Annotated in this window: 10 protein-coding genes; 5 read left to right on the top strand and 5 right to left on the bottom strand. The window is 70.3% G+C overall.

Annotated elements, in window-relative coordinates:
• Positions 1-15 precede the first annotated feature (15 nt).
• From ABEA82_RS21130 to ABEA82_RS21115, 4 genes are all read right to left on the bottom strand, one after another.
• On the bottom strand, positions 16-864 hold the full coding sequence (locus ABEA82_RS21130) for a carbohydrate ABC transporter permease (protein ID WP_345663134.1): 849 nt from the start codon (positions 862-864) through the stop codon (positions 16-18).
• Positions 861-1,745, bottom strand: coding sequence for a carbohydrate ABC transporter permease (locus ABEA82_RS21125; RefSeq protein ID WP_345663472.1), 885 nt, complete (start codon positions 1,743-1,745; stop codon positions 861-863). Before ABEA82_RS21125 ends, ABEA82_RS21130 begins: the two co-directional genes overlap by 4 nt.
• Positions 1,746-1,871: 126 nt before the next feature.
• Positions 1,872-3,149, bottom strand: a complete 1,278-nt coding sequence (locus ABEA82_RS21120; protein ID WP_345663133.1) for an ABC transporter substrate-binding protein — start codon at positions 3,147-3,149, stop codon at positions 1,872-1,874.
• Between the two features lie 46 nt (positions 3,150-3,195).
• Complete coding sequence (locus ABEA82_RS21115) at positions 3,196-4,248, bottom strand: carbohydrate kinase family protein (protein WP_345663132.1); 1,053 nt, start codon at positions 4,246-4,248, stop codon at positions 3,196-3,198.
• Positions 4,249-4,395: 147 nt separating this feature from the next.
• On the opposite strand from ABEA82_RS21115, the gene ABEA82_RS21110 reads away from it, so the two are divergent.
• The 5 genes from ABEA82_RS21110 to ABEA82_RS21090 all read left to right on the top strand — a co-directional run bounded on the left by ABEA82_RS21110 (position 4,396) and on the right by ABEA82_RS21090 (position 12,048).
• Positions 4,396-5,160, top strand: a complete 765-nt coding sequence (locus ABEA82_RS21110) for a DeoR/GlpR family DNA-binding transcription regulator (protein WP_345663471.1) — start codon at positions 4,396-4,398, stop codon at positions 5,158-5,160.
• Positions 5,161-5,349: 189 nt separating this feature from the next.
• The gene (locus ABEA82_RS21105; protein ID WP_345663131.1) at positions 5,350-6,687 is read left to right on the top strand and encodes a 6-phospho-beta-glucosidase; all 1,338 of its coding nucleotides are present in this window, start codon (positions 5,350-5,352) and stop codon (positions 6,685-6,687) included.
• 53 nt (positions 6,688-6,740) lie between these two features.
• Entirely contained in the window at positions 6,741-9,782 is a 3,042-nt protein-coding gene (locus ABEA82_RS21100; RefSeq protein ID WP_345663130.1) for an alpha-mannosidase, read from the top strand.
• Between the two features lie 3 nt (positions 9,783-9,785).
• Positions 9,786-11,036 carry an alpha-L-fucosidase gene (locus ABEA82_RS21095; protein WP_345663129.1) on the top strand — a complete coding sequence of 417 codons (1,251 nt, stop codon included), beginning with the start codon at positions 9,786-9,788 and terminating at the stop codon, positions 11,034-11,036.
• A 157-nt stretch (positions 11,037-11,193) separates the two neighbouring features.
• A complete protein-coding gene (locus ABEA82_RS21090; protein WP_425588546.1) occupies positions 11,194-12,048 on the top strand; it encodes a sulfotransferase family protein in 855 nt (284 codons plus the stop codon).
• A gap of 12 nt (positions 12,049-12,060) precedes the next feature.
• Here the strand turns inward: ABEA82_RS21090 and ABEA82_RS21085 are convergent, their stop codons facing one another.
• Positions 12,061-13,188 carry an ATP-grasp domain-containing protein gene (locus ABEA82_RS21085; RefSeq protein WP_345663127.1) on the bottom strand — a complete coding sequence of 376 codons (1,128 nt, stop codon included), beginning with the start codon at positions 13,186-13,188 and terminating at the stop codon, positions 12,061-12,063.
• Between the last annotated feature and the right edge of the window lie 236 nt (positions 13,189-13,424).

Here is a 13,424-nt window from a genome sequence, read left to right as displayed (position 1 = left end):
GCGCGGTCGTCCCGGTCAGGTCCCCTGTACCGCTCCCTCCGTGGCACCCGCGATGAACCCGCGGGCGAAGAGGGTGAAGACCACGACCAGCGGCACGGAGGCCATGAGCACGCCGGCCATCACCATGCTGTAGTCGGTGGTGTGCCCGACGTGGAGCTGGGCGAGCGCCACCTGGAGGGTGAGGTGGCCGGGGTCGGTGAGCACGACCAGCGGCCAGATGTAGTCGTTCCAGGCCCCGACGAAGGCGTAGATGGCGAGGAAGGACAGCGCGGGCCTGATCATCGGCAGCGCGATGTTCCAGTACTGCCGGAAGAAGCCCGCGCCGTCGATGCGCGCGGCGTCGAGGAGTTCGTCCGGCACGCCGTTCTCGATGTACTGCCGCAGCCAGAAGATGCCGAAGGCGTTGGCGAGGGCGGGCAGGGTCAGTGCCTTGAGCGTGCCGACCCAGCCGATGTCGGACATCAGGATGAACTGCGGGAGGACGGCCAGCTGGAGCGGCAGCATCATGAACCCCACCAGCATGGCGAACAGCACCTTGCGTCCGGGGAAGTCGAACTTGGCGAAGGTGAAAGCCGCCAGGGAGTCGATGAACAGCACCAGGACGGTGGTGACGGTCGCGACGACGAGCGTGTTGAGCATCGACCCGAAGAAGTCGATGGTGTCGAGCACGTGCCGTACGTTCTCCAGCAAGTGGGATCCGAAGGTCAGCTTCGGCGGGCTCTTGTAGATGTCCTCGGTGGTGTTCGTCGCCATGACGACGGTCCACACGAACGGGAAGACCGAGATCAGGACGGCCAGCACGAGGACGATGTGCGCGGTCAGGCCCTTGGGACGCCGTGACCGCCTCTTGACCGCTGCGGTCATGACTTCCTCCCGCGCTGCACGACGCGCCAGTTGACGACGACCAGCACCATGATCAGTACGAAGAAGGCCCACACGATGGCCGCGCCGTAGCCGTAGTCGTTGTTGACGAAGGCCGACTGGTAGAAGTACAGCAGCGTGGTCAGGCCCGCCTGGCCGGGGCCGCCGAGGTTCGGGTTGGCGGCGTTGCTGCCGAACAGGACCTGGGGTTCGCTGAAGCTCTGCAGGCCGTTGATGGTCGAGATGACGACGGTGAACAGGATGATGGGCCGCATGATCGGCACGGTGATCTGGAAGAACGTGCGGATGGGCCCGGCCCCGTCCAGCCTGGCCGCCTCGTAGATCTGCGTGGGGATCGCCTGGAGGCCGGCCAGGTAGATGATCATGTTGTAGCCGGTCCACATCCAGGTCATCAGCAGCGCGATGACCAGTTTGATCAGCCACGGATTGCTCAGCCACGGCACGGGTGAGATGCCGACCGTGCCCAGGATCGCGTTGACCAGGCCGAAGTTGTTGCTGAACACCGCGCCGAAGAAGATCGACACGGCGACGATCGAGGTGACGTTCGGTATGTAGAGGGCGATGCGGTACAAGCCCTTGAAGCGCCGCACCGAGTGCAGCAGCGTCGCCAGCACCAGGGCGCCGAACAGCGTGGGGACGGTGGACAGGACCCAGATCACCAGGGTGTTGCGGATCGACAACCAGAAGACCGGGTCGTCCCACAGGAAGCGGAACTGCTGGAAACCGACGAACTGGACGGTGCCCATGCCGTCCCAGCGCTGGAAGGCGAGATACAGCGAGTAGAAGACCGGGAAGAACGAGAAGGCGCCGAAGATCAGGAAGAAGGGCGAGATCGCCAGGTACTGCCGCCAGTGGGCCGGCACCCCACGACGCCTCGGCCGCACGGCGCCCGCCGGCGGGGTGCGCCGGGGGCGGAGGCGGGCCGGGCCGGGCCCGCCGTGGCGCCGGGGCACCGCGGCGGGCCCGGTGACCGGAGGTGAGGACATGTCTCAGCTCACCCCCTGTCGCCGGGCGATCTGCTTGGCCTGGCTGACCGCGTCGTGCCAGGCGGCGTCGGGCTTCTTGCCCTTGGCCTCGATGTTGGTCAGCTCGGTCATGAAAGGAGCCATGACGGCGGCGTCCGCGGGTGCCTCGTAAGCGGCCGGTATGGCCTTGGCGGCCGGGCCGAACACGTCGATGATCTTCTGCCCGCCGAAGAAGGGGTCGCCGCCCGTCATGGCCGGCATGGCGTACGCCGCGGGTGCGGCCGGGAAGATCGCGGCGTCCGCGAAGCCACGGGCGTCGTTCTCCGGGCTGAGGATCCAGCTGATGATCTTGAACGCCTCTTCGGGGTTCCGGCACTGCTTGGGCAGGGCCAGGTAGGAGCCGCCTTGATTGGCCGGTCCGCCGGGCATCGCGCAGACCCGCCACTTGCCCTTGGTCTTCGGGGCCGCCTGCTCGATGTCCAGTGCGTGCCAGGCGGCGCCGAGTTCGGTGCTCAGGCTCTTGCCGACGGCGGCGTTCCAGGTGTTGTCGTTGATCCTGGCGTCGAGGCCGAGGGTGTAGGGGCGAACCGCGGTGGTCCACGCCTTGCGGATGTGGTCCTGGTCGCCGATGAAGTGGTTGTCCCTGTCGATGAACCGCTCGGTGCCCTGCCCGACCGCCATGTTGAACACCGAGCCGATGTTGTTGACCAGGTAGGTGCCGGACACCTTCTTCTTCAGCTCGGTGCCGAGGGCGAAGTAGTCCTCCCAGGTCCCGGCCCGCTCGGCGACCTTGTCGGGGTCGGTGGGCAGCCCGGCCCTGTCGAACAGGTCCGCGCGGTAGAAGAGCGCGGTGGGGCCGATGTCGATCGGGAAGCCGATCTGCTTGCCGTCCTCGGTCCGGGCGAGCTTGGTCTTCCAGTCCAGGTACTGCGACGAGATGTCCTTGAAGCCCAGGTCGTTCAGGTCGAGGAAGCGGCCCGCGTTGGGCAGGAAGGACGCCATGTCCTCGCCCTTGATGCCGGTGATGTCGGGGACGGAGGAGCCCGCCGCGAGGGTGGTGGTGAGCTTCGACTTGAAGTCGCCGCCGATGGAGGCGACGGTCAGCTTCACGTCCTTGCCGAAGTGCGTCTTCGCCTCGGCGACCACCTTGTCGCTGAGCGCGCCTCCCCAGTACCACAAGGTGAGGTTCTTGCCGTTCTTGCTGCCTGCCGATCCGGAGCCGCTGCCGCATGCCACGGTCAGACCGGAGGCGGCCGCGGTGAGCGCGGCGGCCTGGAGGAAGCCTCTACGGGAAAGGTCCACGGGTCACTCCTGCTGTTGCTGTTCGACGTGCCGAGGGGTTCGAGGATCAATGCCGCCGTTCGCAGGCGCGTGGGCCGACGGACGTGTGAGGGGCCGGCGGGGTGACGGGGGCGTACGCGCGAGCCGGACCGGGGTGCTCCGGGAGCCGGTGGGCCAGGAAGCCGTACGCCCGCTTCAGTTCGGGGTCGGTCAGGGTGCGCCACCAGCGGTCGACGCCGTACCAGCCGGGGGCCGCGAGGGCCCCGCCGTGGTGGGTGACGGACAGCCCGGCCGCGAGCACCGCGAACCGCAGCCGTTCCACCAGCGGCCAGCCGCCGAGCGAGGCGGTGACGAACGCGGCGCCGAAGACGTCCCCGGCACCCGTCGCGTCGAGCACGTCGACGTCGAGGGCGGGCACGTCCGCGTACTCGCCGGTGATCTGGTCGACGGCGAGGGCACCCTCCCCGCCCCGCGTCACCACCGCGACCGGCACCAGCTCGGACAGCGTGCCGAGCGCGGCCAGCGCGCTGTCCGTGCGGGTGTAGGCCATGGCCTCCGCCTCGTTCGGGAGGAAGGCGTGGCACAGGGCGAGCTGCTCCAGGAGGGTCGTCGACCACTCCTGCGTGGGGTCCCAGCCGACGTCGGCGTAGACCCGGGTGCCGTTCGCGGCGGCCTTCGCGAGCCACTCGCGCGGTTCCGCCTCCAGGTGCACCAGGGCGGTACGTGCCCCGGGCGGGTCACCCATCAGCACGTCCTGCGAGTACGGCGGCTCCTGGCCGTGGGTGAGCAGGGCCCGGTCCTGGCCGTAGGCGACGGAGACGGTGACCGGGGTCGGCCAGTCGTCCGCCGTACGGGAGAGCGAGAGGTCGACGCCCTCCTGGTCGCGCAGGACGTCCCGGCAGTGCTCGCCGTAGAAGTCGTCGCCGAATACCGTGGCCAGTGAGGTCCTGAGGCCGAAGCGGGAGGCGGCCACCGCGAGGTTCGCGATGCCGCCGGGGCCGCAGCCCATGCCCCGGGTCCAGATCTCCTCGCCGGGTGTCGGCGGCTTCCCGAGCCCGGTGAGGACGAGGTCGTAGAAGAGCAGCCCGGTCAGCAGCACATCGGGCCGGTCGTCGTCCACGGAGGTGTCCTCTCGCTCGAGTTTGACGGAGATCGTCAAAACTCTTCATTTCTGTGACCGGAATCGTGCGCTGCTCCGAGAGATTGGTCAATACCCGAGCAGAACTGAGCATGGAAATGATTGAAGATGACGAGTAGTGTTCCGGCCGTGCTGGCAGAACGACGACACCAACTCATCCTCCGGGCCCTGCGCTCCGGCGGCCCCGCGGCCGTGACCGACCTCTCCGAGCAGCTGGGCGTGAGCCCGGCCACCATCAGGCGTGACCTGGTGAAACTCGAGGAGGACGGCCTTCTGACGCGTGTCCACGGCGGCGCCGTGGTGGAGGAGGGCGACCAGCCCTTCGCCGAGGTCGCAGAGGTGCGCGTCTCCGAGAAGGACGCCATAGCCGAACGCGCCGCCGAGATGATCAGGGACGGCCAGTCGGTGCTGCTGGACATCGGGACGACGGCCTACCGCCTGGCCCGGCAACTGCACGGCCGCCGCCTCACGGTGATCACCAGCAATCTGGTGGTCTACGAGGAGCTCGCCGACGACGAGGGCATCGAGCTGGTCCTGCTCGGCGGCATGGTCCGCCGCGAGTACCGCTCCCTCGTCGGTTTCCTCACCGAGGACAACCTGCGCCAGCTGCACGCCGACTGGCTCTTCCTCGGCACCAGCGGCGTGCGCCCCGGCGGCCAGGTCATGGACACCACGGTGGTGGAGGTGCCGGTCAAACGCGCCATGATCAATGCGAGCGAGAAGGTGGTGCTGCTCGCGGACGCGGCGAAGTTCCCCGGACACGGGATGGCGAAGGTCTGCGGTCCCGAGGACCTGGACGCGGTCGTGACGAACGAGCCGGTCGACCCGGCGACGCGGGCCTCCTTCACGGAGGCGGGCGTCGAGGTCGTCGTGACGGGAAGGGTGCCGACATGACCCCTTCTTCGGCCGGGGCGCCGGGATTCCCGAAGCGGGCCGTCCCGCCGCCCGGCGCACAGCAAGATCCCACACCCTCGACACCAGCCGGGCCGGAACCAGCCCGGGTCTCGAAGCACGTTCAAGGAGGTGGCGCGTGCCTGGTTCTCGCAATGCGCTGAGCGCGACCTTCCGATTCGGAGGAACCCGGTGAAGCTGACGATTCTGGGCGGCGGAGGATTCCGCGTGCCGCTGGTGTACGGGGCGCTCCTCCAGGACCACGCCGAGGGCCGGGTGACGCGTGTCGTCCTGCACGATCTGGACGCCGGGCGGCTGTCGGCGGTGACGCGCGTGCTCGCCGAGCAGGCGGACGGTGTCCCCGACGCGCCCGAGGTGACCGCCACCACGGATCTCGACGAGGCCCTGCGGGGCGCCGACTTCGTGTTCTCCGCGATCCGCGTGGGCGGCCTCCAGGGCCGTGCGGACGACGAGCGGGTGGCCCTGGCCGAGGGCGTGCTGGGCCAGGAGACGGTCGGCGCCGGCGGTATCGCCTACGGCCTGCGCACCGTCCCGGTCGCCGTCGACATCGCCCGGCGGGTGGCCCGCCTCGCGCCCGACGCCTGGGTCATCAACTTCACCAACCCGGCCGGCCTGGTCACCGAGGCCATGTCCCGCCACCTCGGCGACCGCGTCATCGGCATCTGCGACTCCCCGGTCGGCCTCGGCCGCCGCATCGCCCGGGTGCTCGGCGCGAACCCGAAGGAGGCGTGGATCGACTACGTCGGCCTCAACCACCTCGGCTGGGTACGCGGGCTGCGGGTCGCCGGCCGGGACGAACTCCCGCGCCTGCTCGCCGACCCCGACCTGCTCGGCTCCTTCGAGGAGGGCAAGCTCTTCGGCGTCGACTGGCTGCGGTCCCTGGGCGCGATCCCCAACGAGTACCTGCACTACTACTACTTCAACCGGGAGGCCGTCCGCGCCTACCAGCAGGCCGAGAAGACCCGCGGCGCCTTCCTGCACGACCAGCAGGCCCGCTTCTACGCCGAGATGAGCAACCCGGACGCCCCCGCCCTCAAGGTCTGGGACCAGACCCGGGCCGAGCGCGAGGCCACCTACATGGCCGAGAACCGCGAGACCGCCGGCGCCGGCGAACGCGACGAGGACGACCTGTCCGGGGGCTACGAGAAGGTCGCCCTCGCGCTGATGCGGGCCATCGCCCGGGACGAACGCACCACCCTGATCCTCAACGTCCGCAACCAGCGCACCCTGTCGGTCCTGGACACGGACGCCGTGATCGAGGTCCCCTGCCTCGTCGACGCCAACGGCGCCCACCCCGTCACCGTCGACCCGCTGCCCGGCCACGCCACCGGCCTGGTCTGCGCGGTCAAGGCCGTCGAGCGCGAGGTGCTGGCGGCCGCCGACTCCGGCTCCCGCACGACCGCCGTGAAGGCCTTCGCGCTGCACCCGCTCGTGGACTCGGTCAACGTGGCCCGGAGGCTGGTCGAGGGCTACACCGACGTCCATCCTGGGCTGGCGTACCTTAGGTGAGCCCCGATCGGTAAGCGCTTTCCCCCGCTCTTCCCGCTTCCTGGAGACTCTTCATGCACGACGAACGCCGCCGGATCGAAGAGCGCGTACAGCGCCTCCACGACCAGCGCATCAAGACCGCGATCTACGCGGCCACCGTCCCCTTCGAGGTAGAGGCGTGGCAGGCTCCCGGAGAGCCGGTGCCCTTCGAGGAAGCGGCGGCGGCCTCCTACGAGCCCTTCGCGATGGGCACCCCGTGGGGCCCGCCCTGGGGCACCACCTGGTTCCGCATGCGCGGCCGGGTCCCCGAGGAGTGGGCGGGCCGGCGCGTCGAGGCCGTCATCGACCTCGGCTTCGTGGGCGACTGGCCCGGCAACCAGGCCGAGGCGCTGGTCCACCTCCTGGACGGCACCCCGCTGAAGGCCGTCAACCCGCTCAACCAGTACGTGGCGATCGCCAACCCGGCGACGGGCGGTGAGACGGTCGACTTCCTGGTCGAGGCCGCATCCAACCCGGACATCCTCGCGGACAACTTCTCGAAGGTCACCCCGCTCGGCGACAAGCTGACCGCGGGCGACAAGCCGCTCTACACCTTCCGCGCCGCCGACATCGCCATCCTCGACGAGGAGGTCTGGCACCTCGACCTCGACGTGCAGGTGCTGCGCGAGCTGATGCTGGAACTCGGCGAGCACGACCCGCGCCGGCACGAGATCGCGCACGCCCTCGACCGGGCGATGGACCTGCTCGACCTGGACGACGTCTCCGGCTCCGCCCCCGCGGTCCGCGAGGCGCTGAAGCCCGTCCTCGCCCGCCCCGCGCACGCCAGCGCGCACACCGTCTCCGGTGTGGGCCACGCCCACATCGACTCCGCCTGGCTCTGGCCGATCCGCGAGACCAAGCGCAAGACGTCCCGCACCTTCTCCAACGTCACGTCCCTGGCGGACGAGTACGACGACTTCATCTTCGCCTGCTCCCAGGCCCAGCAGTACGAGTGGGTGCGCGACAACTACCCCAAGGTCTGGTCCCGCATCCAGGAGTCGGTCAAGAAGGGCCAGTGGGCGCCGGTCGGCGGCATGTGGGTCGAGTCCGACGGCAACCTGCCCGGCGGCGAGGCCGTCGCCCGCCAGTTCGTCCACGGCAAGCGGTTCTTCATCGAGCACTTCGGCATCGAGACCAAGGGCGTGTGGCTGCCGGACTCCTTCGGCTACAACGCGGCCTACCCGCAGATCGCCAAGCTCGCCGGCAACGAGTGGTTCCTCACCCAGAAGATCTCCTGGAACCAGACCAACAGGTTCCCCCACCACACCTTCTGGTGGGAGGGCATCGACGGCACCCGCATCTTCACCCACTTCCCGCCGGTCGACACCTACAACGCCCGCTTCAGCGGCGAGGAGATGTCCCGCGCGGTCCGCAACTACCAGGAGAAGGGCGGCGCCACCCGCTCCCTGGCCCCCTTCGGCTGGGGCGACGGCGGAGGCGGCCCCACCCGCGAGATCATGGAACGCGCCCGCCGGCTGGCCGACCTGGAGGGCTCCGCGAAGGTCGTCGTCGAACACCCCGACGAGTTCTTCGCCAAGGCCCGCGACGAGTACCCCGACGCCCCCGTCTGGGTCGGCGAGCTCTACCTGGAGCTGCACCGCGCCACCTACACCTCCCAGGCCCGCACCAAGCAGGGCAATCGCCGCTCCGAGCACCTGCTGCGCGAGGCGGAGCTGTGGGCGACCACGGCCGCGCTGCACGCGCCGGGCTACGCGTACCCGTACGAGAAACTGGACCGGCTCTGGAAGACGGTGCTGCTGCACCAGTTCCACGACATCCTGCCCGGCTCCTCCATCGCCTGGGTGCACCGCGAGGCCGAGGCGGAGTACGCCCGCGTGGCCGGCGAGCTGAAGGCGCTGACGGACGAGGCGGTGGCGGCACTGGGCGAGGGCGGAACCCGCGTCTTCAACACCAGCCCCTACGACCGCGCCGAAGTGGTCCGCACCGCCGACGGCGCACCGGTGTTCGTGGAAGTGCCCGCGAGCGGCTCCGCGCCCCTCACCGACGCCCGGCCCCCGCAGCCGGTGACGGTCGACGGCCGGGTCCTCGACAACGGGCTGGTCCGCGTCGAGGTCGCCGAGGACGGCACCCTGTCCTCCGTCCGCGACCTGCGCGCCGGCCGCGAGGTCCTGGCCGAGCCGGGCAACCTGCTCCGCCTGCACACCGACCTGCCCAACTACTGGGACGCCTGGGACATCGACAAGCACTACAAGAACCGCTACACGGACCTCCTCGACGCCACGTCCGTCACGGTCGTCGAGCAGGACCCGCTGATCGGCGCGATCCGCGTCGAGCGGGGCTTCGGCAAGGGCTCGAAGATCACCCAGACGATCACGGTCCGCGCCGGCAGCCCCCGGATCGACATCGAGACGGACATCGACTGGCACGAGACCGAGAAGATCCTCAAGGCCGCCTTCCCGGTCGACATCCGCGCCCCGCACTCCTCCGCCGAGATCCAGTTCGGCCACATCCAGCGGCCCACCCACACCAACACCAGCTGGGAAGCGGCCCGCTTCGAGGTCTCCGGCCACCGCTGGGTGCACATCGGCGAACCCGGCTACGGCGTCGCCGTCATCAACGACTCCACGTACGGCCACGACGTCTCCCGCACGGTCCGCGACGACGGCGGCACCACGACCACCGTCCGCCTCAGCCTGGTCCGCGCCCCGCGCATCCCCGACCCCGAGGCCGACCAGGGCCGCCACCGCTTCACCTACGCGCTGCTGCCCGGCGCGACGATCGAGGACGCGGTCGCCGAGGGCTACGCCCTCAACCTCCCGCTCCGAACGGCCGAAGCGGCGGGCGCACCCGCTCCCGTCGTCTCCGTCGAGGGCGAGGGCGTGACCGTGGAGGCGGTCAAGCTCGCCGACGACACCTCCGGCGATGTGGTCGTACGGCTCTACGAGTCGCGCGGCGGCCGGGCCCGTGGCGTCCTGCGCACCGGCTTCCCGCTCGCCGGCGCGCAGATCACCGACCTGCTGGAGCGGCCGGCCGAGAACGCGGACCTCGCCGACGGCGGCGTCTGCGTCACCCTGCGGCCCTTCCAGATCCTGACGCTGCGTCTGCGCAGGGGCTGACCCATGGCCATGCAACCCTGGTTCGAGGACGCCAAGCTGGGGATCTTCATCCACTGGGGCGTCTACGCCGTCGACGGCGTGCAGGAATCCTGGTCGTTCTACGACGACATCGTCCCCTACGACCGGTACATGTCCCAGCTCGACCGCTTCACGGCATCCCGCTACGACCCGCGCGACTGGGCGAAGCTCTTCGCGCGGGCCGGTGCCCGGTACGCCGTGCTGACCAGCCGCCACCACGACGGCGTCGCCCTGTGGGACACCGCCCACGGCGACCTGAACGTGGGCCGCGACCTGATCGCCGGCTACGCCGAGGCCCTGCGCGAGCAGGGCCTGAAGGTCGGCCTCTACTACTCGCACTCGGACTGGAGCCACCCCGACTACGCCTCCACCCGCAAGCCCGGGCGTCCGCCGGAGCTGGAGGACAACCGCTACTCGGAGGTCGCCGCCGAGGACGAGGACCTGGAGGCCTGGGAGAGGTTCCTCGCCTACCGGGACGGCCAGATCCGCGAACTCACCTCCCGCTACAAGCCGGACCTGATGTGGTTCGACGGCGAGTGGGACCGCAGCGAGGAGCAGTGGCGGATCCCCGAGCTGGCCGCGATGATCCGCTCCGAGGTCCCCGACGTCGTCTTCAACGCCCGGATGCTCAGCGAGGGCGACTACGCGACGCCGGAACAGGGAGCGCCCGTCCTGCCGCCCGAGGGCCCCTGGGAGCTGTGCCTGACCATCAACGACTCCTGGGGCCACCAGCGTCACGACCACAACCACAAGTCGGTCGACCAGCTGATCCGCTACTTCACCGAGACCATCGGCGGGGGAGGCAACCTGCTCCTGAGCGTCGGCCCGCGCGAGGACGGCACGATCCCGGCCGAACAGGCGGAGCGGCTGCACGGGCTCGGCGACTGGATCGCCCGGCACGCGGAGGCGGTGTACGGCACGGTACGGGGACTCCCGCCGGGCCACCACTACGGCCCGAGCACCCTGTCGAAGGACCGCCGCACCCTCTACCTCGTGCTCTTCGACGCCCCGCGCGCCGAGATCAACGTCCGTGGTCTGCTGAGCAAGGTCCGCGGGGTCTCGGTCCTCGGCAGCGGAACGGAACTGGACCACCGGGTCACCGGCGGCCTCCACGAGACCCCCGGCATCCTCTGGATCGACCCCCCGGCGGCACCGGACCTCGACCCGCACGCCACGGTCCTGGCCGTCGAACTGGAAGGGGAGCTGGAGCTGTACCGCGGAGCCGGACGGTTCTGACGAAAGTTTAAGAAAGTGGTGAGCGGCCTGCTCACGGCGGTATGTGGACGTCCGTGAGCAGGCCGGTTCGTCTTCCCGACACCTTGAGTTCGCCCGGTCCCCTTGGGATGCGGAACGCACAACGCGAAAGAAAGGTGTCACCGTGCGAGACCCGCGTATGGCTGCGATCGGCAAGGGACTGAAGCGTCGCGGAAGGCTGGTGATGCAGGCGGTCAGTCCACCGCGCCGGGACCTCGACGCCATCCCGGGCCCCCGCCCGGCCCCCGACACCTACACCGCCCCGCTCGCCCCCCGGCTGGTGGACTCGCCGGTCTTCGTCCTGTCGTCGGTGCGCTCCGGCTCCACCCTGCTGCGCGTCCTGCTCAACAGCCACAGCCGCATCCGCGCCCCGCACGAGATGCACCTGCGCACCGTGCACGTCAACCTGTCCCGCGACTTCACCGCGGAGGCCATGCGGGCCCTCCACCTCGACAAGGACGAGCTGGAACACGTGCTGTGGGACCGCGTGCTGCACCTCGAACTCACCCGCAGCGGCAAGGACGTCATCGTCGACAAGACCCCGCCCAACACCCTCATCTGGCCCCGGCTGCGCCGATGTTGGCCGGACGCCCGCTACATCCTGCTGCTCCGCCACCCCGGCGCGGTCGTCACGTCCCTCACCGCCCGCCGCACCGACCCGGATCACGAGGCCGTGCGCGCCGAGGTCCTCGACTACAGCGAGAAGCTGGAGGAGGCCCGCCGCAACCTCGACCCCCATGTGATGACGTACGAGGAGCTCACCGCCGCGCCGGAGCGGGCCACCAGGGGCGTCTGCGAGTACCTCGGCGTCCCCTGGGAGCCCGGGATGCTCGACTACGGAAGCAAGGACCACGGCACGTTCCGCCCCCAGCTCGGCGACTGGTCCAGCACCATCAAGTCCGGCCGCATCCAGTCGGCCCGCACCGCAGGCCCGGACGTCGAACTGCCCCCACGCCTCGCGGAACTGGCCCGGGCGTGGGGCTACCGCGCTTAGCGGGGTGTTCGCCTAGAGGCGCACGGCCTCGACCGCGCCGCGCACAGCGGCCCCGACGGAGTCGACCGGCATCGCCGGCAGCGGCTCCGTCGGCTCCGACCGCTGCTGCGGCAGCGACACCGGCCGTACCGGACGCGGCCCGGACACCACCGTGTAGTCCTGGCCGAGGAACGGCGGCGCCATCTCGCCGGGATCCTCGCCGAGTGCCAGCTGCACGGCGGCCCACGGGGCGTTGACACCGCACAGCGCCAGCTGGTGCAGGCCGCCGGCCGGGCGGGTGTTGACGTCCATGAGGACCGGCCGGTCGCCGAACATCCGGAACTGGATGTTGGACAGGTAGTGCAGACCGAAGCCCTCGGCGATCCGCCGGGCCGGCTCCAGCCACTGCTCGTGCAGCGTGAAGCCCCGGCGGCGGCCGTTCTTGGTGCGGCCCACGGCCAGCCGGACCCGGCCGTCCGGACCGGTCAGGCAGTCCACCGACACCTCGGGCTGCTCCAGGCGCGGCATCACCAGCCAGTCGACCGGCTCCTCGGCCTGCCGCAGCGCCTGGAGCACCAGGTCGAGCGGCACGTACGGGCTGGGGAACCCGCTCAGCTGGGTCAGCGAGAAGGGCGTCCGCGTGATCACACGGAAGCCCACCCCGCCCGCCCCGGACGCCGGCTTGAAGCACGCCCGGTGCCCGTCGGCCTCCAGCTGCTCCACAGCGGCGACGAGTTCGTCGGCCGACCGGACCCGGTACCACGGCGGTACCGGCACGCCGATCGCCTGAACCGCCTCGTAGGCGATCACCTTGTCGTGGAAGACGGCCACCGCCTCGGGCGGCGGCGCCAGCACCGCCGTACCGGCCGCCTCGAACTCGGCGCGGTGGGCCACGACCGCCGACTGGTGCAGCCGGGGCACGAACACGTCGATACCGCGCCGCGCGCACTGGTCCAGGGCGTACTCGACGTATCCGGCCGGGGACAGGCCCTCGGGCTCCAGCTCGGCGGTGTCGGCGGCGGCCAGCACGGGGGAGTCGGGGTCGCCGTGGGTGGCGTGGATCTCCACGGCCCGGTCGCTGGGATTTCTCCGCAGCTGGTCCATGAAGAACACGTTCTCCGCGTACGTGCGGTTGAGCCAGACGCGTACGCGAGAGACCATGCAGGCCGCCTTTCACGGTTCGCGGGCAGGGCTGAGCAGCCCGTGCCCGGGCAGGAAAATGGAGGGTCACCAAACCGCCCCTGAAAAAGGGAAGTTCCTAGCGGTGGTGGTGGGGCAGATCATACGGCTTCGGCGGGCCGTGTCGTGCAACGCGGGTGTTACGGATTTCGGGGGCGCCCCCGTGGGGCCGCCTTGTCCACGGCGCGGGGATGTGATCTCGTGGGGGCGTTCGCGCA

Origin of the sequence: Streptomyces venetus (assembly GCF_039540295.1) — a bacterium.
Lineage (GTDB): Bacteria > Actinomycetota > Actinomycetes > Streptomycetales > Streptomycetaceae > Streptomyces > Streptomyces venetus.
Note: the sequence above shows the minus strand (reverse complement) of the source record. Positions and strands in the feature narration are given on the sequence as shown.

What these genes read in the sequence shown, in the direction of transcription:
- ABEA82_RS21085 (WP_345663127.1), bottom strand. Translation starts at nt 13,188, where the DNA reads ATGGTCTCTCGCGTACGCGTCTGGCTCAACCGCACGTACGCGGAGAAC.
- ABEA82_RS21090 (WP_425588546.1), top strand. Translation starts at nt 11,194, where the DNA reads ATGGCTGCGATCGGCAAGGGACTGAAGCGTCGCGGAAGGCTGGTGATG.
- ABEA82_RS21095 (WP_345663129.1), top strand. Translation starts at nt 9,786, where the DNA reads ATGGCCATGCAACCCTGGTTCGAGGACGCCAAGCTGGGGATCTTCATC.
- ABEA82_RS21100 (WP_345663130.1), top strand. Translation starts at nt 6,741, where the DNA reads ATGCACGACGAACGCCGCCGGATCGAAGAGCGCGTACAGCGCCTCCAC.
- ABEA82_RS21130 (WP_345663134.1), bottom strand. Translation starts at nt 864, where the DNA reads ATGACCGCAGCGGTCAAGAGGCGGTCACGGCGTCCCAAGGGCCTGACC.